Raw genomic sequence first — 21,343 nt, 5'->3', positions numbered from 1 at the left:
AAAATATGATATATCATAAAAATCAATGAGTTATTTTGTATTAATATTAACCCATAAGTTAGAGGCAATCTAGCTTCTCATAGTTTGTCCGGTTGATCATCTGTTAGGATGGCAGATATCTTAATGGAAGCTGTCCACGCTGTTAGTCAAAAGCTGCTTTGCTAGTTGGTGCATCAACCCCGTCCTGTCGACCTGGCTGATAGCCTCTCTAGCTCACTTTATGCTTCAAGCTGTTCTGCAATCGTCTAAAATCCTCCCGATAAGTCGGTGGATAAATCCCTCGCCGTCAATCACATTTCCTGCTTGTATAATATAATGATAAGCTCTTGCATTGTTCTTTGGAATATTGCCATTTTCTATTGGAGTAGCTAATTCTACGGCAAGTTTCAACATATCTCGCGTTTTGATAGGTTTTTACCCATCACAGAAGTGCCGCCCTACTGCGCATTAGGATCTCATCATCAAGATCTCATCATCCGATATTGTGGCAATATCAACCAGCGGGAATACTTGGCTATAGACTGATTCTATCAGTTCAGGATCAGCAAAGCAATCGAGTCATTGGGTGCTGTACGGATACGGCGACGTGGTGCCCTGATAAAGCAGGGGTGAGATTACGATAGGTAAAGAATCATTGCCTTGCTCAAGGTGTTGATGCATGGCTGACATGCTGTACAGTAACAGATTGAGTTCCATTTACAGAGTAAGCTCGTATAAAAAAGCATAAAGCCTAATAGTCGCCTAAAGCAACGATTCCGTTGGTGAAATATCGGCATACAAATGTTTTACGTCCCGCAAGGTACACTTTTACACCAACTATGCCTGGCTTGCCAAGCATGGGCAAGCCGATTTTGTGGTCTCAAGCTTCGAATTTTCGTATCTGTAAGTAGTGAGCTAGCCATGATTTTGAGGCCAAGTTACGGGTTAAGTTGCAATGATATGCGACTCGATGTAACGCTGCAATGCAGTAAAACCGTTAAAACAACTTGATGCTTGTATTTAAAACAGAAGATGAAAAGCATGCTGGTAGCCTTCTAGTAAGTCGTGGGCGTGCCAGTAAACAGTGGGCTGCGTTAAATGTTCCCGTTACCCGATAAGGTCAAGCAACAGTCTGTCGCTTTGTTCGCTTAATCCAATCATCGTAGAGGCATTCCGACAGCTCTCTTGCCAATTCTTCTTCGACACTGGACCTTCAGAACGCAGTACTACCGTGTGATCGGTTATCGTTGTTAGCACCTCACGGTAATATCGCGTTTGGCGGCATAAGAAAACTCTTCTTTAGCAAACTCTTCTTTGCTTGCTTTAGACCTGGTTTATAAAAGCTCGTATTTTAACTAACCCATCAGTAAGTTTTAATTGATAAGTTGTTGAGATCGTCAGTGCTCGTATTTTTAATATGTGAGGACTTTTGCGTCAACTTTTATCCGTCACTTTAAATTTAATCAATAAGATGCAATATCTATTCATCAATAATACGGCAGAAGAAATTTGCAATCACCAGGCAACTGGGCGTGATTATAATTATTGTCTCGTTCGTGACAGTTTGTATATTTCTAATAGCTATTCCCATCAATACTGTCTGGCGAATGTCTCACGAAGTATTTGGCGCTGGACTTTTGTAGAGCCTTGAATGGATAGAACTCCCCGTTTCACGGATTTTTTTACCATGTCGCCAGCGACTAATGGTTAGATTTTCTTTTTTCAGGCCTTACTTTCATTCATTGGTTATATGCGTCACTCCTTTACGAACGCTCCGATGACCTGCACAGTAAATGGATGAGGTAAGGCGCCGAGATTTGTAACGGAGCGAGGGGAGGGAAGGGTGGTTGTTGCTGCTACCTTCGTGCTACACATCCCGTGCTCAATTTTGTAAATGCCGTATCAATCTTTCTTACTATTGGCCTGTCCGTTCAGTCTTGCGCCAGTCTTTTTTCATGTACACCGCTTCTGTGGTGCTTGAATCTCCTGCTACTACGTTATCCGTAGTTCTAATGACAAGCCGAAACTGCGATTATGGTAGCTATAATCACACAACCCTCTTATCTCGATGTTTGCTAGTGGTTAAAACAGGCGCGGCAGGCCAAGGATCTCTCCCAGAAGCAGTTGGGTATTACGGTGGGTATTGATGAATTTGTCGCCAGTACGCGCATCAATCGCTATTATGAGGAGGGTGCTCATGAGGTCAACATTCAGATTGCTCAGTATTTGGCATATTTGGCAACGGCACTCGGCGTGCCGCTCTCTTACCTGTATACCGAAGACGATAAGCTAGTGGAGTTTATGCTTATCTTTCTGGCGCTGCCGAAGCCAGGTCGTGGGGGAAGTGGTGAACGTTGCATGCAACCAGCGGTGAGCGTAATACAAGGAATGTATCTAGCAAGGACGCTGTTACATCCATGGCGCCTGGCAGCAGATCTTTAACGGTGTCCAGGGTAAGACGCCAGAATTTCTTGCGAAAGTTACAGAATTTCATCTTGTTTATCAACTACTTCGATTTAATCACTAATTCCACTATAATACTACCTCTGTTGCAATAGTGCAAATTTTTGTGATGTGAATTGCATAAAATAGCCATAATCCCCTTTTGGTCCGCCATCCGCCGACACTGACGCTGACACACAACATCATGACAACCTGCGCGCAGTCGTCTGCGGCACCCCTGTGCTAAGGTTTTCTCCGTTACATTGAACGCTGTTCACCCAATAAGCAGAACTGGAGGAAAATTATGATTCAGGATGAAACAGCAATGTTATTAAATGGCGGGGGAACGGGTGGTTTACAGGTACGCTTAAAAGCGCCGATCATGGCCGCTACTTTCTCAGTAAATGGACATGAGCCATCGATTTTTAATCTGTATAGGCATGATATACTGGTACTCCTACCATTTTCGCCTCAGTGAATTGATATTCGATCTGTAGTTTTGGGTTGCGGTAGTGGTGAACGTCCTGAATAAAAAATCTCCATGGATAGGCACTGGAGGATAAACGCGTTGATGTTACTTCCGTTGTGATGTTTGTCAGCCGACAGGAGAAAATTAATGACAACGCTATTGTCCTGTCCTGGCATCATCGCCACTCTATCCCACTCATGGCGGTGATGAGGTTATTATCGCCACTCTATCCCACTCATGGCGGTGATGAGGTTATTGATGGCGGCATTAAGTTATAGTTGCGCGGGGAAGGCCGCGGTGCAACGCGAGGCGATAGCGCAGAGGTTCACAAGACGGCAGGGATCAAGGATGAAATGAATCGTTCGTTTACTGGCGATATCGATGCCGGCCGTGGAAATGGCACTATCTCGATACCGCCGGCGATCGTTGATACCGGTTTCAGTTGGGTGATGCCGCTGTGTCCTGACCGACAGGGATATCGACCTACTGCCCACTGGATGTGCGAAAGCGCTGCTAATGCATAACGAAACTAAAATTGTGGTGCCTCTGGTACCGAGACGCTATCCAGGTCGTCAGCGGTCGAGAAGTGCGGGTCGCGTTAGTTTATTCCTGGCCGATGAAATGAATATTCGCTGGATTGACCTCTAGGCGCAAGGAGAGCTCCACGCACCGCCAAGCGCTGCTAATGCACAACGGAGCGGGCTGGCGGTTCGTCCAACGCACTTTGGCCGGCGCGGCCGAGGGTTAGCCGATTCCATAACAATGACGTTTACAATAGAGGTTATTGAGTGTAAATCGACCGACTGTCCGCTGACGTGTAGCCGCAAACACCGCAGCGGATTATGAGCAGCTCGATAGTGCGGCATACACTGGGCGAAGCCTTCGGCAAAAACAGACTGTGCCATGAAGAGCAAATTATCGTATGTCGCCACCGGCCGACCTAGGATATTGGCCTACTATGACGCTCACCCGCGCGGTTGGGGAAAACACCTGTTGTTAGGTCTTCATGGCAACGTCCAACAGTGCCTGAACATGCTCACAGGCGATCGTCGTAGCGAAAACCATCTGCCCTTCAGGGTGTTGCGACAGTGCGCCTGTCGGCAAGTCGTGGATGGTTGGCTTGGGGCGTCATAATAGACGTGGATCGCCGCGGTGCTTCCCCCTCGCGCGATGCTGTTATTCACCCCAGGGATCGGTCTCACAGCGGCACAACGTTTGCTGATGTGCTATGGGTCCTGCACTGATTTCGATAAAGGATGGACTGTTGTCCGGCGAGCGGTAAGGATAATAATGCACAGGCCGCTGTCCTGCAGAGTCTGTTGCACTACCCTATGGCTCCAACGGATAGACTGTCCCCGCTCGCTCACCGTGCTCAAACGGCATTGATCGTCATAATTCAGACGCAGTTCACTGATAATGATGGAGGCTTTGCCGTCAGGCTGCGGCAGCAAACGCAATTGCAGCAATGGCTTAGCGTGCCGGTAACGTTCATAGGAGGTACCAGAATACTGCGGCGCCACATTGTCCAGATGGCGAAATTGGTTTTCCCGTTGTAACTGCGTATCGGCGTCGTTTTGGCCTACGGGAATAATTTTGCTCCAGCGGTGGTGAAACGTGTTCGGGGTATTGTGCAGAGTATTCTACAGGTAGTGGTAATCAAATGATCGTGTTCATTATTACCGCAATCGAGCTGTATGTGATAATGACCGTCCTACCAGCGGTGAGCCGCCACGGCCTGGGAAGCCGCGGTGGTGATAGAAGACGGTTCCGCCCGTGGCTGCCCCTCCACGGCGATGGGTTACGCTTTGTAAAGCGAATAAAGCCCTGAGGCTCGGCGTGGCAGTGTTTTTCCGCCGCCGGCGAGTAGTAGATCAGTTGCCGTTGGGTTAAATACCTTGGATAAGGGTTGCCTGCATTGCCATACTCATGACGGAATATCTTGCAGCGATAGCGGGGCAGAATATTGGGGCACCGGCCCGTTTCATCCTAGGTGACCCGTTTTTCTCTCGCCAGCGCGTAGCGCGCGCTTTGATCGGCCAGCGCATCGTCACAGTCCTCGTCGCCGTTGTCCATGACCTGCGTTTCGCGGATGTCCTTCTTCGCCACCAATAAATGCTGGCAATTGCAGCTGTGGATCATCATCTGGATCTCAGGCGCACCGTCGTCGGCATGTAGAACGTTTTCCGCCGGCATGAGTAGGATATGTGGGTAATCACCGATTGATAAGTGGTCGGGGCTTCCGCGACGCCGCCAGGATGATGGCGACGGGTCGGATTCAGGGCTACCACATCGTGTGGCTGATACTGAAGGCTCAGGCAATACAGGCGGTTATCGCCATCGCTGACGGCGGTGGTATGGCCCTTGATAAGGGGAGACAAAAGTGTAGTAAGCCGGTACGAGGTCAACCTGCGCTGCAAAGGGTGGTGCATAGCGATATCCTTATCGTGGGAAATTAAAGTACCAGTCATCATGGCAAAGGCAATAGCGTTGCCAGCGCAATGCCCATGACCTCTACGGGGCGCGGAGGGGTTACCATGACTATGAAAGGGGCGGTATGAACGCATGGGGTTGGGGTGTCGGCAGCGGGCGTAACGTGTCAGCATTGAACCACGACAAGGCTTCTCGGGTCCCGCCGCCGGCCGCCATCAGCCTGGAAACCGCCAGGCAGAGCGGATGGCCTACCAAGGTTCGGCGTCATTGTTATGGCTGTGGGCAGTCCATTGACAGCCGGTCGAACCGTCGCGTTGTGTAGCGCGCTGGTCGCTGATTACCTCTCCTCGACATCAAGTCGTCGCCATTCAGGTAATTTGCGCATGCCAGATAATGTATTTATTGTGAATTTATTCTAGAAATAAATTTCTGAGGGCAATACGTGACATAAATAAAAAGAACCAGGACTATTATTTCAATAGGAAAATTGTGGAATTCATAATTCGTAGAACATTGGTTGAGCTTTTGTTATTTATGCCGTTGCTAGAATGTTCCCTTTATGCTAGGGAAGTCTCTATGAAAAAAATAATATTGCTCTTGGGCATGCTAGGATTGACAGGATGCGCTGGGCATCAATGCGCGGAAAAACCAGTGACCACCCTGATTGATCACGGCGATTATGCAGTGGATTCGTCCTATCCCTCTCAATCGCAGGATCATCGCATCCGATTTCTCATATTTCATTATACCGCTGTCGATGATAATGAATCCCTACAGCTGCTTACGCACGGTCACGTAAGTGGCCATTATCTTATTTCCTCTCATCCAACCAAAATTCACGGCAAATCGGCGGTATTACAATTGGTGCCGGAAAATAAACGGGCTTGGCACGCGGGCGTAAGCGGCTGGGGCGGGCGCAATAATATTAACGACACTTCCATTGGTATTGAGATCGTTAATGACGGATTTCATGAGAGCCCTACCGGGAAGCAGTGGATCCCTTATCATAAAGAGCAAACGGTGTTAGCGGCTCGCTTGGCACGGGATATTATCGCCCGCTATCAAATTAAGCCGCAGAACGTGTTAGCACATAGTGATATCGCGCCGTTGAGGAAAACCGATCCCGGTCCGCAATTTCCGTGGCGGGAAATGGCACAGCAGGGCATAGGGGCCTGGCCGGATGTGGCGACGGTGGACAACTATTTGCAGGGCAAACATCGCTGGTCCGCCGGCAATGTCACGCTGATCCAACAGGCGCTGGCAGCTTACGGTTACGCCATCCCACAAACAGGTACGCTGGATAAAGAGACACTCCGTATCATCAGCGCCTTCCAGATGCATTTCCGTCCCAGCAATTTCATGGGCGTAGCAGATAAGGAAACCGAAGCGATTGCCCGGGCGCTGGTGAAAAAATACTGCAATCCCACCTTAAATCGGATATGACGACACGTCCGGTTGCATATCATCCGGCTTAAATTGCGTTTACTCCGGCGTGAGGCGGGGTGGTGGTAGTGGCCGTCGCGCTGTGTCGCCGGGTTTTGGTTATAATTTGCGATTGTTCAGAGGCCAGACGCATAACTTGATAGAATTGAGGTTCGTTACAGGTATAAAGAGAGACTAATAGAGGTTATCATGTCATGAATCCTGACACTTCGTCCCATTCTGAAAGCGCTGAACAATCCGTTACGACGTTGTCGGGCATGATTGTCAAAATCATCTATCAAAATACCGTCGGTCGGCCGATGGTGAAAGTAGTCATTTTAGCGAAAACGCAGTGCTTACCCTCTGACCGTGCGTGGTAGGTTTTGATACTATGCTGCTGGAACTTATGGCGCATTTTCACGGCAAACGCATAACGGTGACCGGGCACATGGAGTGGAGCGGCGGGTATTCCCTCATTGCCGATCGGATAGTCAGTATCTCATGATACTCTACCTCGGTGCGGTAGAGCTCCTTTCATTAACGCACCCTCTATTTCATAACCTCGATACCACCGTCTTCCTAGCATGATGATAACCCATGTTGCCGTCTGCTCCGAGAGGGGCGTGCCCATGCACCGGACACGATTGCCGGTTCCAAGCGAGATGGCAATGACAAAAGCGGCCAAAAGGAGTTAAACCGACGAGGTATTTAATGATAATATTTCGGCTCTCTTTCATAATGATCTGAATGTGAAGCGAACTCCCGTCATGTTACGACTGACGGCGGCCCTGAGCCGATGCACCAGCGGGAATATACCAAGGTCGTTGTGAACCACGGTACCGCCGAGCTATACTTGCATCTGGACCAGCACCACGCCGCAGAAGGTGCTGATTAACCCCGAGGCGGTGGCTGGCTTGATCAATTGGTCGGACCACGCTGGATTGCAGAAGTTGGCAGAGGACGATCATCAGGCGGAGTTACATTACGACAACTTCACCTTGTAGTGCAGCGCGTCTCCATGCAAGGGGATAATTGGGTATTTAGCGCCGCGACGCCGGAGACAAAAGCCCACGTCAGCGGGGCGCATAAAAGTCGGCGTGGTGAAATAACCTGGCTAAAACCGATGCCGTCCATCGCTGACCTTAACGCTGCACCAGATGCTCTGCACTTTCGTTTCTCCATCAGAGTTTTCTGGTTAAGCTGTGAGCGGGCCGTAACTTCAGGCTGCCGGCCGTGTGCAGGCGGTGGCTGACATAGGTATTGGTAAAAATAATTCACATATCTTTAATAACTTTGCATGCTATGTGCTGTTGAATCGTGAAGCCTGAACCTGAGGCCGGCCGTCAGACATAGATGCCAGTTAATTGAACAGCTGATTCATGTAAGAAATGAAAGATTATAACTTTCGGCGAATAACTTACGCCGGAGAGTGTCTCGCTATTGATGTTTTTCTGATTGATGCGTTATATAATGGCAACTCATCATTGGGAAAATTGATGCTGCAACTACAGAAATTTACCCTTGCTCTGCTGTACCCGCGCTATTGGCTCACTTGGTTCGGTTTTGCTCTGGTTGTTGCTGCAGTTGCCGTTTGGCGGCCTCTTCGGCTATATGTCCAAACCGTTTTGCAATATCGGGTGAGTGGCGCTTCATCGGGTGAGTGGCGCTTCCCCTATATGGACAGGGACCGACTGGAAGACACCGTCAACAATAACTTTACCTCCATGGGTATGGGTCTAATGGAAATGGGGATGGCCTGCTTCCGGTCCGATGCACGTGTTAAACTCTGGTTTAAGTTTTTAGGTTGCAATACTTGCAACAGGTTAGCCACAACAGCGGCGGCGTGATGGTCATTGGCATCCATTTCGTATCGCTGGAGCTCGGTGGTGAGCGATGGGGTGGTGCCAGCCGAGATAATGGCCATGTATCAGCCCCGTAACGATAAGGTGATGAAGATCATTTAGACTTGTGGCCGTATGTGCTCCAATAAGGCCATGTTGGATAGAAGACCTGCATGGCATGGCCAATGTTTGAAGCAGAGCGAGGCGGTATGGTTTGCTCCGGATCAGGACTACGGTCCACGGGGCAGTATTTTGCTCTTTGTTATTCCTCAGGCGGGAACACCCGCAGTACCTATACGCAGATACGTCGATCCAACTAGCGTAGCCGCAGCTAAGGGACTACCCGTGACGCTGTATGTGTAAACCCGCTGCCGGGCCAGCTGATTGCTTTATGGAGAGAGTCAGGGTTAATACCTGGGTTCCAGAATTATCCGAACATAATCGGTCTGTGGATAACTAGGGCGATAAAAGAGAACAGAATTACCGCTAACTTATTTATTAATATAATTATTCCTGCCAATATGGCCTAACACGTTCCGTCCCCGTTCCTATTACTACTTTTCAGTTTTCTCTTAAATTTTGTTATCAATACCATAAAAATTACTAGTATAGCGGCGATTTCGTTTAGCTATACTGACGAACTTTAAATGCGCATTATCCTTTCGCCAATTTGACAAATATCTTAAATAAGCACCTCCCCGGGCATTCTCTCTGTTGATCACTCTTGGCATGTCGCTAGCCAGCTTCAACACGTTCACCAACACCGATATCTTTATCTCGTACACCCGCAATTCCAATCTGGCTGTCAGCACTACTGTAACCTGGTTTCAGCAATCGAATGCTTATAGCCTTTTGGGAAGCTACCAACAACTCGTCCGACGATCAGCGCAGCTCGGAGAAAATCAGGCCGGCGCCTGTGCACGCCATAACCTTAGCACGCAAAACTTTCGATCAGAGGGTTAGCTGAGCGATTGCATAATGGCTACCACTCGCGCGATACGCTGGTCACTAGCTACGACGTCAAGTGCTAACCCGGCCTATCCACACCCTGAGCGTCAAAGCGGGTTCTGGCATGTACCCCGATGAATACCAGGGCGGCAGCAATTTCACCAAAGCGCTGAGTTATGCGCCCGTCTCATGCAGTTACCAGTTGACCGACAACACCAAATTTGTTCAGGGGCTGTCGCTGCTCTCCAACGATGACACCACGGTTAGCCCGAAAACTGAGCTGAATATCGATATCAACGATCATTTTTACTGAAAGTCGCTTACAACGTGACCTGGTAGCTTGCCGAAGCATACTAATCATTGCGGAGGCTAAGCACCATCCATCGTGGTTTTCCGAGCGCAGATTCCCTCGGTGGCCGGCCAGCGAACACGAGATAATGCGCGGAGTGGCAACATACGCTGCTTTGACTGTTCTCGCGAGGGGAAGCGGCCTTGAGTCAGAAGATGCCACACCCTGTCAGTGTGATTCGTAGGTTATCGCGGATTATTAATCTAATACTAGACAAAAGCTTGCCAATTGCTGTACTACTCGACGAAACAGAGTTTGTGTCCACCATTTATTTAAAGGTAAGTTTGATTAAAGGTAACGTTAAGTGGTTTATCAGCACGTAGAGTTTTAGATCACCAATGGCACTAAAGGCCCTGCGGCTGCTGACATTACTGTCAGTTTCTTCAAAACCCGACCTTGTGCGGTTTTTGCCTTGCTTTCAGCATGGCGTAGAGGATTACGGCATGCTGACATGGCTAGCGCCGCCATCAGCAGCGAGCCGAGCGGGTTGAGCAGAATATTCCTTGTGGCTAACAGATCTGCCCACCGGCCATCAGCGCCACTACTTCAGCAGAGGTGGTGGTTAAGCCCCTCGCAGAAGCGGTGGTCAGCAGCACTTCCAGGCTGGATCCAACCGCGGCGTCCTGGTGAAGAGCGCAAGCGCCAGGCCAATGATGAACACGCCGACAAGACTGACGAGCAATGTGCCGTCGGGAAATGCCAGACTAGAGTGGGTTAATTTGACACTAACACACCAGAAAACCACCGATATCGCCTACCTGCTGGCTAACGTAAACGTCATCAACTAGAACGGCGGTCATAAGGAGGAATGTCATCTCCTGATGGGCCAGTTATAGACGTGAAAAGCGACGCGGAAAAACGATTGACGTGGGAAGCCAACAGGTGTAACGGGTGGCAATCTGTTACACATATCGCTTATATTGCAGCCGCATTAACGGTAAAAAGCAGGAATATCCGTTCACTACTGAATTATCAGCTAGCGTTAACCAGAAAGACAGTTATGGGGGGTAAACATTACCAAACTATTAGCCGTCGGCGCCATGATCGTGTTGTTCAGCACTAAAAAGCTGCGCTCGCTGGGCGGCGAGCTAGGCGCGGCTTCAAAGCCCGAAGAATAAGTCTTTGCAGCAAAGAAGAATAACCCGCCGGTGGCGTCCCGCCCTTTGCCCGCGCGCCGATGGCCGATGTTTTATTTGACTTCGATGCCTTTGGCCTGCAAATCTGCGTAATAGGACGAGCGTACGAAGGGTCCACAGGCGACATGGGTAAAGCCCAGCGCTAGTGCTTCTTGTTTCATCTCGTCAAACTCCTGCGGGCTTACATAGCGTTTAACCGGTAGATGATGGCGACTGGGCTGCAAATATTGGCCGAGCGTAAGCATCGTGACGCCGTGACGGCGTAGATCGCGCATCACTTCAATAATTTCAGCGTTGGTTTCACCAAGCCCGACCATCAGGCCAGATTTAGTTGGCAGATGCGGGTTCGCGACCTTGAAATTCTCCAGCAGCTTGAGCGACCAGTGATAGTCGGCGCCGGGGCGCACCTGGCGATACAGGCGCGGTACGTTTTCCAGATTGTGGTTAAAGACATTGGGCGGCGCGGCATTGATAATATTCAGCGCACGATCCATACGACCGCGGAAGTCGGGCACCAGCGTCTCGATGCGGATGTTGGGATTTTTGGTACGGATGGCGCTAATACAGTTGGCAAAATGTTGGGCGCCGCCATCGCGCAGATCGTCACGATCGACGGAAGTCACCACTACGTAGTGTAGTCCCATATCGGCAATGGTTTGCGCTAGTTTTTCCGGCTCGTTGATATCCGGAGTGATGGGGCGGCCATGCGCGACATCGCAAAACGGGCAACGCCGGGTACAGATGGCTCCCAGGATCATAAAAGTCGCAGTGCCATGGTTGAAACACTCCGCCAGGTTCGGGCAGGACGCTTCCTCGCACACCGAGTGCAGGTCATTTTTACGCATTGCGGCCTTAATGTCCTGAATGCGACTCGAGTCGGCGGGTAGTTTAATTTTCATCCAAGGGGGCTTGCGCAAGATTTCCTGACGTTCCACCGCAATGGTTTTGATGGGAATTAACGCCATTTTGTCAGCATCACGGTATTTAACGCCTCGTTCCATATCGGTTTACTCATAATGGTGCAGGTCCAGTTCAGGAGTCAAAAATTATAACATGTTATTCAAGCCTGATTGCCAAATCCACATGTGCAGAGCATCATGCCGCGGTTCAAGCGCCGTAGTGCGCCGTATCCCACCCCTGTATTTCGCCGGCCGTAGCGTCCAACAACTGCAGGCATTCTACGAGGAGCGACGGTGCCACATCGTCTATGCCGGTGCCGGGGGACAGATCGCTCACCTGCGTCATGCGTAGACCGACATAGCCACATGGGTTGATACGCAGAAAAGGCGAGAGATCCATGGCCACGTTTAACGCGAGTCCATGGAAGGAGCAGCCTTTACGGATACGCAAACCGAGCGAACAGATTTTATCGGCACCGACATAGACGCCAGGCGCGTCAGCGCGGGTGTGGGCGGAAATAGCAAAACGCGCTAGGGTGGCGATGACCGTTTGCTCCAGCAAGACAACTAGATCGCGCACCCCAAGTTGGCGACGGCGCAGGTCTAGTAGGACATACATCACTTGTTGCCCTGGACCGTGGAAGGTCACCTGACCCCCGCGATCGCTTTGTATGACCGGGATAGTACCAGGCCGTAACAGATGCTTAGCCTTACCGGCCTGACCTTGGGTAAAGACCTGCGGATGCTGCACTAGCCAAATCTCATCGGCGCTAGCGGCGTTACGCTTATCGGTGAAGCGGCGCATCGCCCACGACACCTGCTCATAAGGCTGCAGGCCCAACTGGCGAATAATCAGGCTCTCTGACACGATAATCTCCAGCTTACAGTACCATACGTACGATGTCTATTTTACCTAGCTCTTCGTATAGCGTTTCGACCTGTTCGATATGGGTGGCAGTAATGGTAATGGAAACGGCATGGTAATTGCTTTTGCTGCTGAGTTTAACCTGCGGCAAATAGTCGCCCGACGCATAGCGCTGCACCACTTCTACCATCTGCTCCACCAATTCCGGCTGAGCACTACCCATTACTTTACAAGTAAACGGGCAGGGGAATGCGAGTAAATTCATTCAGCTTGGTCTTCATAAGAACTCCCGGTGACCGGCATGAATATATCGCAGCGGCGGTAGGTACCGGCGCCCCACCCTTGACTGGAGCGGACAGAATAGAATTATTATAAGGTCGCGGATCCACCCTTGACAAGGGAGAACGGATTAACTGAACCAATGGCGTAACTTGACATAATCGACCATACGGCTGAAGAAATTGCCTTCTTTCACTTCATTAAGCACCACAAGCTGGCGTTGTTCGATGGTTTTACCGCCCAGTTGGAAATTGATGGTACCGACGCGCTGATTTTTCGCCAGCGGCGCATGTAATTCCTGATTATCCAGCACATAGCTGGCTTTGAGATCCTTCATCCGACCGCGCGGGATCGTTAGATACACATCGCTGTCCACTCCCAGCTTCACGCTGTCGCCATCGCCAAACCACACCGGCTCGGCGACGAACTCTTTGCCGGCCTTCAGCGGCGCCACGGTTTCAAAAAAGAGGAAACCCCACGTCAGTAGCTTGCGGCTTTCGTTTTCACGGCCTTTCATGGAATGTCCGCCGAGTACCGCGGAAATAAGGCGCATCCGGCCTTCAGTCGCCGAGGCGACCAAATTGTAGCCCGCAGATTCGGTATGGCCGGTTTTGATTCCGTCGACGTTCAGATTGCTGTCCCGCAGCAGGCTGTTGCGGTTCATCTGACGAATGTTGTTAAAGGTAAATTCTTTTTCTTTGTAGGTGGCGTATTCGTCCGGTACGTCGCGGATCAACGCTTTGCCGATCATAGCCATATCCCGGGCGGAGCTGAACTGTCCGGGGGCATCCAAACCATGGACGGTTTCAAAATGGGTATTTTGCAGCCCCAGTGCGCTGACATAATTATTCATCAGTCCCACAAACGCATCCTGGCTACCGGCGACGTAGTCCGCCATCGCCACGCAGGCGTCATTGCCCGACTGGAGAATAATGCCGCGGTTAAGCTGTGATACCGGTACACGATTGCCTGGTTTTAAAAACATCAGCGAGGAGCCTGCGAACACGGGATTGCCGGTGGCCCAGGCGTCTCTATTTACCGTAACTACATCATTCGAGGTAATTTTGCCGGCCTTGATGGCTTGGCCGATGACATAACTGGTCATCATTTTGGTCAGACTGGCGGGGTCGCGGCGCGCGTCGGCATTCATCTCCGCCAGCACTTTACCGGAATTGTAATCGATGAGGATGTAGGATTCGGCGTCGATTTTCGGTACGTTCGGAATCATGGTCTTCAGATTGACATTGGCGGCAAGGCTTGCTGCTGAAACAACGTCCATGACTAAAATGGTACTTAAAACTAACCGACTGAATAAGCTGAGTATAGTTACATTCTTCATGTTAGGGTAACGGTATTCGTGAGGGCAAGTTGAAATCGTGCTACATTGTATCAGATGTCATAAATGGTGGCATCAGGCAAAACGGCACGCATACGACTGAGGCAAACAATTCTATCTCTATTGAGTTTATACGATGCATCGACTTATTGACAAACGGCCGACGTCAGGAACGGTCAGGCGGCGTCGTTTGTGACATTGTCGATCGCGGCGGCTATGGCGCTGTGATGAAAGCTTATTGCTGGGCTTCGCTCTGCAATCGCTGCGCCAGCGCCTGTGCTTGTTCTGGAGCGGGTTTAACTGTACGCGGAATAAATTGCCGTTGGTCGAGATTCTACCCGGCATCCTGAAGAATTACTGAGGCTTTTGCCAATTGTCGGCGCGCTAGGCGTCGCCAATGGCGCCTACCTGCACCATGAAACGGCCGGTGGGAGCGAGCGGTGCCGTCGTTGTTAGCTGGGACTGCGCGCCGGCGCTGAGCAGCGCGCCGTTAGCGCCGGCATGTCTTCCCGTCGCTGTTGGCATTGCCGCACCACTATTGCCGTAGGCGGCTCGTGACGCTCAGATCCAACTGCGGCGGTAGGGCGAAGCCTGTTTCGCCACCATGGTGTCGACGGCGCTCGAGCCGGTCAGCATGCCGTTCGGTGCTACCTCAATGAAGTCGACCCGTACTTTGGTATTGCTGGAAATATCCAGTTGGTCGGCGGCAGCGCCGCAGGTTAGATCGAGATGTGTCCCGGCGGCGTGTAAGGGCCGGGGTTGTTAACGCGTACCAGTTGGCGGTCGTTGCTCAGGTTGGTCACCCGCACGTAGTTGGGCAGCGGTAGCGTCGGATGGGCGGTCGCCAGCGCGTAGGCATCGAATGGCTCGCCGCTGGCGGTGCGGGGATTGCCGCTGCTTTCGTTGTCGCATGGGCGACAAGGCCCATTTGGCTAAAATTTGATCTTGCCCTGATTGTAAGGCTCACAACGTGGTTCAGCGCCTCTGATTTCCATAGCGTGCCCACAGTAGGCCGGCTGCTGGCTGGATCTGTGTCGATGGTTTGGTCTCCTCCTTGATGGCACAGGCGTTGAGTGCATAATTCCATTATGCCGATAACGTACCAAAGTTTTCACCTCTATAAACTTTTAGACAACATTTTTCGATGAGTATGTATCGACATGACGATACCAAATCCCGCCATTAGCACGATCAGCGCCGAGCCGCCGTAGCTCACCAGAGGTAGGGGTACGCCAACCACCGGCAAAATACCACTAACCATACCGATATTCACGAACACATAAACGAATAAAATCAGCACTAAGCCTCCGGCCATGACCCGCCCGAAAGTGTTCTGTGCCCGCGCCGCGATGACCAGACCACGCATGATGACCCCCAGGTAAAAGGCCAGCAGCAACAAGACGCCGATAAGGCCCAGCTCCTCACCCAGCACCGCGAAAATAAAATCGGTGTGGTGCTCGGGCAAGAACTCCAACTGCGACTGGGTGCCGTGCAGCCAGCCTTTGCCGGATAGGCCACCGGAACCGATGGCGATTTTTGACTGGATGATATGATATCCGGCACCCAGTGGGTCAGTTTCAGGATCTAACAGCATCATAACCCGGTCGCGCTGGTAATCATGCATCAAAAAGAACCACAGCACAGGGATAAACGCCGCCACCAGTAACGCTGCCACGGCGATCAACTTCCAGCTCATCCCGGACAAAAACAGCACAAACAGGCCCGACGCGGCGATAAGGATGGCGGTACCCAAATCGGGCTGTGCCGCCACCAGCAGCGTGGGCACAAAAATCAGCACCAGTGCGATAACGGTATTTTTCAGCGATGGCGGACAGCTGTCGCGGTTAATAAAGCGCGCAACCATCAGCGGTACGGCGATTTTAGCGATTTCCGACGGTTGGAAGCGGATAAAACCCAGATCCAGCCAGCGCTGCGCGCCTTTACTGATTTGCCCGAAGGCATCCACCAGCGCCAGCAGAAACATACAAAAAATATACAGATAGGGCGCCCAGGCCTCATAGATGCGGGGCGGCACCTGAGCCATCACCAGCATCACCAACAGACCCATAACAATCTGGGCAATCTTACGTTCCATCATGTCCACATCTTGGCCGCCGGCGCTCCACACTACTAGGGCACTGTAGACCAGCAGCAAGGTGACGAAAAACAGCAGCATTACGTCAATGTGCAGCCTGTTCCACAGGGGAGTTTGTTGCGAATTATCAGTCATGATCGATTAATCGCTCTCGCCGACGGGCGGGGCGGGCAGCTTTGCCGGTAAGTCCGCGGTGTTATCGCCAAGGAGGATATAATCCAAAATCTGGCGGGCGATGGTTCCCACCGCCGGGCCGGTGCCGCCGTTTTCCAGTATCACAATCACCCCCACCGTTGGCTTATCATAGGGGGCAAAAGCGGTCATCAGCTTATGATCGCGCAAACGTTTGGCAATTTTGTGCGCATTGTAGGTTTCGTTGCCCTTCAGGCCATATACCTGGGCGGTACCGGATTTAGCCGCCGCTTTGTAGGGGGCGTCGGCGAAACTTTTGCGCGCTGTACCGTTCAGCCGGTTGGCAACGCCATACATACCGTCTTTGGCGATCTCCCAATAACCAGAATGAGGATCGCCGATTTGCTCACGTTCCGGTTGTCGATAGAGGATCTGGCGGCCTTTTCCTTGCGTACCGTAGAGCAGATGCGGAGTGCGTACCGCGCCGTCATTAATCAATGTCATTAACGCCTTGGACATTTGCACCGGCGTGGCGGTCCAATAGCCCTGGCCGATGCCAACAGGGATGGTGTCACCTTGATACCAGGGTTTTTTGAACCGAGCGATTTTCCAATCGCGGGTCGGCATCACGCCGGCGCGCTCCTCGGACAAATCGATGCCGGTATACTGGCCGTAGCCAAATTTGGTCATCCATTCGGAAAGCCTGTCGATGCCCATATCATAGGCCACCTGATAAAAGAAGCTATCTGCCGACTCCTCCAGTGCCCGGGTAACGTTCAACCGCCCGTGTCCCCAGAGCTTCCAGTCGCGATAACGTTTTTCCGAACCAGGTAATTGCCACCAGCCAGGATCAAACAGCGAGAAATTTTTATTGATAACACCCAGTGTGAGCGCTGAAACTGAGATGTAGGGTTTTACGGTAGAGGCGGGCGGGTATATACCCTGGGTGGCGCGATTGATAAGCGGGCGGTTTTCATCTTCCAGCAGTGCGTGGTAATCTTTGCTGGAAATACCCTCGACAAACAGATTCGGGTCGTAGCTGGGGTTAGACACCAGCGCGCGGATGCCGCCGTCACGAGGATCGACTACCACCACTGCAGCGCGGTTGCCGGCCAGCAGTTTCTCAATGTATTGTTGAAGGCTGAGGTCCAGCGTCAGAGTAATATCCTTACCCGCCTGCGGTGGCTGCTCGCGCAACTGGCGAATCACCCGGCCGCGGTTATTGACTTCAACCTCTGCGTAACCAGTTTTACCGTGCAGCGTACTTTCATAGTAACGTTCGATACCTAACTTCCCAATATCATGGGTGGCGGCATAGTTCGGTAAGATGCCCTCTTTACCCAGGCGTTCCACGTCACGGTCATTGATTTTTGACATATAACCGATAACGTGAGTAAGCGCGGAGCCGTAGGGATAGTACCGGCGCTGGTAGCCCTTGATTTCAACGCCGGGAAAACGGTACTGGTTAACAGCGAAACGGGCCTGTTGCACGTCGGTCAAACCCATTTTAAGCGGTAGCGATGTAAAGCGGCGGGAACGTTTACGCTCTTTTTCAAAATTAGCAATATCCTCATCGGTTAAATCAACAATCGGGAGCAGGGCAGCGATGGTTTTAGCTAAATCGCCCACCTTTTCCGGCATTAGCTCCAACTGATAGATAGTGCGATTCAGCGCCAGCGGGGTGCCTTTGCGGTCGTAGATGATGCCGCGGCTTGGTGCGAGGGGAACCAGTTTGATGCGGTTTTCATTGGAGCGGGTGCAGTAATCCTCGAAGCGAACAATTTGCAACTGGTACAGATTGACGATAAGTATGCCGGTCAGCAACAATATGCCGGCGAACGCTACCAGGGCCCGGCGCACGAACAACGCCGATTCGGCTGAATAGTCGCGTAAGGGGTCACGTTCTATTTTCATTTAGCGGAATTATTTCACGTTAATCATCTTCACCACTACACTCGCGGTGATAAGGATGATTGGTAGTAATGCTCCACGCACGACAAAGACTATCCGCATCAGCGGAAGCGGATACAACAAAGTTAACTGAGATGAAACCAACTTTCCTCAGCGGCTGCCTTGCAAGCGCAGCCAGCCTCTCAGCCCAGCCCTGGCATGACTTCGTACCAGTCAGTTTCCAGCGAAACTAGTGCGCCGCTGCAGCGTCTCTCAGCGTACGCCATGGATATCCAGCGTGACAATGCGATTTCCTTTGCGATTTCCTTTCGCTATCGGGGCCAGCATTAGTTCTCCTTCTCTTTCCCAGAAAGAGCGCGTATCCTCGTACTTGCCGTACTTACTCGACCGCAATTTCCGTCAGTTCGAAGGGCAGCTCTCTGAGAGAGCATTTGAGATAGTCGATAAACTTGGTATACACCCCATCCAGTATTTTGGACGACGATAGGCCGCGGTTTTACACCTCAGCTCCAGAGTTTTTCTAGTCGCGTACAGACGGCCTAGTCGCGTACAGACGGCGACTTTCTCACTGAATCACATGTACAATCACACCGCCAAGATCGACGACGATCCAGTTGGCGGCGTTGTCCCCTTTCCACGCCAAGCGGTATCAGGCCGGCGGCACGCGACGCCTGCACAACATGATCGGCGATGGACATGACGTGGCGGCTGGAGTTCCAGTGCAGATAACCATGCAATCCGCAATGCTCGACTTGCCGCACACGTCGAGAGTAATAATTCTCGCCATTTTAAATTATCTGTCTTGTCAACAACAAGATCTTTGAGCATGGTATCTAGCAAAGATTCCACTCCGATATGTTTCGCGCGCGCCATGCGGGAAATGGGTGGCGCAATGGCGCAATAGTTAACGGGACAGTTGCCAGGCATCGATTGACCGCGAGAAGATAAGACACATAGCATAGCATAGCATAGCATAGCATAGCATAGCATAGCATAGCATAGCATAGCATAGCATAGCATAGCATAGCATAGCATAGCATAGCATAGCATAGCATAGCATAGCATAGCATAGCATAGCATAGCATAGCATAGCATAGCATAGCATGCACACTAACGGTATAAGCCATGTTCGTCAATATAACCTTGCACTGCGGGTGGGAGCAGGCCATTGCAGGTGCGGCCTTCACGGTAACGTGCCCGGATGTCGCTGGCGGAAATGGCAAGTTTCGGCGTGTCCGCGCAATAGATAAGCCCTGCCGGCTGCCGATGCAACGCTTGTGGATCCCTGGTGAGCCAGCGGTTGTCGCTCTCGCCGTTTAGCCCGTCGCTATAGCCAGGACGGGCGCACACCAGTAGATGGCAAAGGTCCGGCAGCGTCAGACCGCGGTGCCATTGCGGCAGAGTGAGAAGCGAATCCTGGCCGATTATGAAGCCCAGCGGCGCGTCTGGACCATATTCGCGGCGCAGTTCTTCAAAGGTTTCGACCGTCCAGGAGGGGGTATGGCGGCAAAGTTCACGTTCATCAAGGGTGAACAGCGCGTCCGGTACCTCGGCGATCGCCAGGCGCGCCATCGCCAGCCGCTGCTGCGCAGACGCCACTGGCTGCGGCCGGTGCGGCGGAACATTGTTCGGTAAGAGGATTACTTGCTGCAGGTTGACAAGGCGCGCCAGCGCAATAACGGGCCGCAGATGCCCGTAGTGGATAGGGTCAAAAGTGCCGCCGTAAAAGGCCATCAGAGCGCGATCAGCCATCAAGCATCGCCGCGGGCAGCGTTTTTCCGCACAAGAGCAACATCAATGCGTTCAGATCAGACCATACGGGATAGCCATAATCCTGCTTAAGCGCCAATTCAATGTGGGTCATGAAGGCCACTGCATCCCGCAGCTGCAGCAGGGTAAGCCGCCCTAACGCCTGTGTAAGCAGCGGCCGGCGATTCTGCCACACTTTATGGCGGTCGAAGAGCGTGCGCATTGGCGCGGCGGCCATTTGCCGTTTCAGCATCAGCAATTGCAGAACTTCGCGCTGAATGCTGCGCAGCAGGATCACCGGCTCTGCAGCTTCCAGCCGCAATTGACGCAGAACGTGCGCGGCACGTTTACTCTTACCCGTCAGCGTGGCGTTGACCCAGTGAAACGGGGTAAAACGCGCAGCGTCGTTTACCGCCGAATCGACACGCGGCAGCGTCAGACTGCCGTCCGGGTAGATCAGCGACAGTCGCTCTAGCGCTTGAGCCAGCGCCAGCAGATTACCCTCGTAGCAATAGCAAAGCAGTTGGCAGGCGGCGTCATCCAGCGTCAGCTTCATGCTTTTGGCGCGCTTTGCCACCCAGCGCGGCAATTGCCTTTGCTCCGGTGCGGTGCAGCTCACCAGCACTGCCCGCGGGCTAAGCGCTTTAAACCAGGCAGTGTTCTCCAAGGCGCGGTTCAGCCTGCCACCTCGCAGGATCAGCAGCAGATCCTCATGGAGTAGCGACGCCAGCTGAAGCAACTTTTCCCCGATGGCGGCCTGAACATCACCGTCTGTCAGGACAAGCAACAGCGTCTGACGACAAGCAAACAGACTGCGCGCCTGGCACAGGCTAAAAATCGCGTTCCAGTCGGTGGTAGCGTCCAGCGTAACGCTGAAATGTTCATCGAACTGCTGCTCCTGGGCCCGATCGCGAATACCATCCTGGCTTTCCTGTAGCAGCAGCGGATCATTGCCGAACAGCAAATAACAGGGATGCAGTGACTCTTGCAACTGCACGCCCAATTGCTCAGCATACAGCCGGATCATAGTGCCGCCTGCCGTAACACAGAGCGCCGGTTCA

The 21,343-nt window shown here is 51.9% G+C and carries 18 protein-coding genes and 5 pseudogenes; 8 read left to right on the top strand and 15 right to left on the bottom strand.

The genetic code is table 11. The annotated features are described in order from the left end of the window. Positions 1–447: 447 nt before the first annotated feature. A pseudogene (locus GPOALKHO_RS04480) lies at positions 448–660 on the bottom strand (Rpn family recombination-promoting nuclease/putative transposase). Between the two features lie 1,443 nt (positions 661–2,103). On the opposite strand from GPOALKHO_RS04480, the gene GPOALKHO_RS04475 reads away from it, so the two are divergent. Both GPOALKHO_RS04475 and GPOALKHO_RS04470 read left to right on the top strand, forming a co-directional pair. Next, entirely contained in the window at positions 2,104–2,421 is a 318-nt protein-coding gene (locus GPOALKHO_RS04475; protein ID WP_406703188.1) for a hypothetical protein, read from the top strand. 588 nt (positions 2,422–3,009) lie between these two features. Continuing rightward, on the top strand, positions 3,010–3,168 hold the full coding sequence (locus GPOALKHO_RS04470; RefSeq protein ID WP_406703186.1) for a hypothetical protein: 159 nt from the start codon (positions 3,010–3,012) through the stop codon (positions 3,166–3,168). A 948-nt stretch (positions 3,169–4,116) separates the two neighbouring features. Here the strand turns inward: GPOALKHO_RS04470 and GPOALKHO_RS04465 are convergent. Both GPOALKHO_RS04465 and GPOALKHO_RS04460 read right to left on the bottom strand, forming a co-directional pair. After that, positions 4,117–4,410: a hypothetical protein gene (locus tag GPOALKHO_RS04465; protein WP_406703184.1), complete on the bottom strand. Its 294-nt coding sequence runs from the start codon at positions 4,408–4,410 to the stop codon at positions 4,117–4,119. Positions 4,411–4,876: 466 nt separating this feature from the next. Then, complete coding sequence (locus GPOALKHO_RS04460; protein ID WP_406703182.1) at positions 4,877–5,083, bottom strand: hypothetical protein; 207 nt, start codon at positions 5,081–5,083, stop codon at positions 4,877–4,879. An 11-nt stretch (positions 5,084–5,094) separates the two neighbouring features. On the opposite strand from GPOALKHO_RS04460, the gene GPOALKHO_RS04455 reads away from it, so the two are divergent. The 6 genes and pseudogenes from GPOALKHO_RS04455 to tatE form a co-directional block, all read left to right on the top strand. After that, complete coding sequence (locus tag GPOALKHO_RS04455) at positions 5,095–5,346, top strand: hypothetical protein (RefSeq protein WP_406703181.1); 252 nt, start codon at positions 5,095–5,097, stop codon at positions 5,344–5,346. A gap of 550 nt (positions 5,347–5,896) precedes the next feature. Next, complete coding sequence (locus tag GPOALKHO_RS04450) at positions 5,897–6,763, top strand: N-acetylmuramoyl-L-alanine amidase (RefSeq protein ID WP_406703180.1); 867 nt, start codon at positions 5,897–5,899, stop codon at positions 6,761–6,763. 1,367 nt (positions 6,764–8,130) lie between these two features. Next, the gene (locus GPOALKHO_RS04445; RefSeq protein ID WP_406703178.1) at positions 8,131–8,589 is read left to right on the top strand and encodes a hypothetical protein; all 459 of its coding nucleotides are present in this window, start codon (positions 8,131–8,133) and stop codon (positions 8,587–8,589) included. Between the two features lie 1,066 nt (positions 8,590–9,655). Further along, entirely contained in the window at positions 9,656–9,844 is a 189-nt protein-coding gene (locus tag GPOALKHO_RS04440; protein WP_406703177.1) for a DUF481 domain-containing protein, read from the top strand. Positions 9,845–10,506: 662 nt separating this feature from the next. Continuing rightward, the gene (locus GPOALKHO_RS04435; RefSeq protein WP_406703175.1) at positions 10,507–10,668 is read left to right on the top strand and encodes a hypothetical protein; all 162 of its coding nucleotides are present in this window, start codon (positions 10,507–10,509) and stop codon (positions 10,666–10,668) included. A 225-nt stretch (positions 10,669–10,893) separates the two neighbouring features. Continuing rightward, positions 10,894–10,986: pseudogene (tatE, locus tag GPOALKHO_RS04430) on the top strand (twin-arginine translocase subunit TatE); the annotation flags it as partial. An 83-nt stretch (positions 10,987–11,069) separates the two neighbouring features. Here tatE and lipA read toward each other — a convergent pair. The 12 genes and pseudogenes from lipA to holA form a co-directional block, all read right to left on the bottom strand. Further along, positions 11,070–12,017: a lipoyl synthase gene (lipA, locus tag GPOALKHO_RS04425; RefSeq protein ID WP_406703173.1), complete on the bottom strand. Its 948-nt coding sequence runs from the start codon at positions 12,015–12,017 to the stop codon at positions 11,070–11,072. 106 nt (positions 12,018–12,123) lie between these two features. Beyond that, positions 12,124–12,783: a lipoyl(octanoyl) transferase LipB gene (lipB, locus tag GPOALKHO_RS04420; RefSeq protein WP_406703172.1), complete on the bottom strand. Its 660-nt coding sequence runs from the start codon at positions 12,781–12,783 to the stop codon at positions 12,124–12,126. Between the two features lie 13 nt (positions 12,784–12,796). Further along, positions 12,797–13,061: pseudogene (ybeD, locus tag GPOALKHO_RS04415) on the bottom strand (DUF493 family protein YbeD). Between the two features lie 128 nt (positions 13,062–13,189). Next, entirely contained in the window at positions 13,190–14,398 is a 1,209-nt protein-coding gene (gene dacA / locus GPOALKHO_RS04410) for a D-alanyl-D-alanine carboxypeptidase DacA (protein WP_406703171.1), read from the bottom strand. 381 nt (positions 14,399–14,779) lie between these two features. After that, positions 14,780–14,920, bottom strand: a complete 141-nt coding sequence (locus GPOALKHO_RS04405; protein WP_406703169.1) for a hypothetical protein — start codon at positions 14,918–14,920, stop codon at positions 14,780–14,782. 194 nt (positions 14,921–15,114) lie between these two features. After that, on the bottom strand, positions 15,115–15,216 hold the full coding sequence (locus tag GPOALKHO_RS04400; RefSeq protein ID WP_406703382.1) for a hypothetical protein: 102 nt from the start codon (positions 15,214–15,216) through the stop codon (positions 15,115–15,117). A gap of 296 nt (positions 15,217–15,512) precedes the next feature. Then, the gene (gene mrdB, locus GPOALKHO_RS04395) at positions 15,513–16,625 is read right to left on the bottom strand and encodes a peptidoglycan glycosyltransferase MrdB (protein ID WP_406703167.1); all 1,113 of its coding nucleotides are present in this window, start codon (positions 16,623–16,625) and stop codon (positions 15,513–15,515) included. Positions 16,626–16,631: 6 nt separating this feature from the next. After that, positions 16,632–18,536 (bottom strand): peptidoglycan DD-transpeptidase MrdA, encoded by a 1,905-nt coding sequence (gene mrdA / locus GPOALKHO_RS04390; RefSeq protein ID WP_406703166.1) that lies wholly within the window; start codon positions 18,534–18,536, stop codon positions 16,632–16,634. 19 nt (positions 18,537–18,555) lie between these two features. Next, positions 18,556–19,005, bottom strand: a pseudogene (locus GPOALKHO_RS04385) (23S rRNA (pseudouridine(1915)-N(3))-methyltransferase RlmH). 93 nt (positions 19,006–19,098) lie between these two features. Next, positions 19,099–19,361 (bottom strand): annotated as a pseudogene (gene rsfS / locus GPOALKHO_RS04380) (ribosome silencing factor). Between the two features lie 282 nt (positions 19,362–19,643). Continuing rightward, the gene (gene nadD / locus GPOALKHO_RS04375) at positions 19,644–20,285 is read right to left on the bottom strand and encodes a nicotinate-nucleotide adenylyltransferase (RefSeq protein WP_406703165.1); all 642 of its coding nucleotides are present in this window, start codon (positions 20,283–20,285) and stop codon (positions 19,644–19,646) included. After that, positions 20,278–21,309: a DNA polymerase III subunit delta gene (gene holA / locus GPOALKHO_RS04370; protein WP_406703163.1), complete on the bottom strand. Its 1,032-nt coding sequence runs from the start codon at positions 21,307–21,309 to the stop codon at positions 20,278–20,280. Before holA ends, nadD begins: the two co-directional genes overlap by 8 nt. Positions 21,310–21,343 lie beyond the last annotated feature (34 nt).

The organism is Sodalis sp. (in: enterobacteria), from assembly GCF_036327475.1.
Lineage (GTDB): Bacteria > Pseudomonadota > Gammaproteobacteria > Enterobacterales > Enterobacteriaceae.
This window is presented reverse-complemented; position numbering and strand designations above follow the sequence as displayed.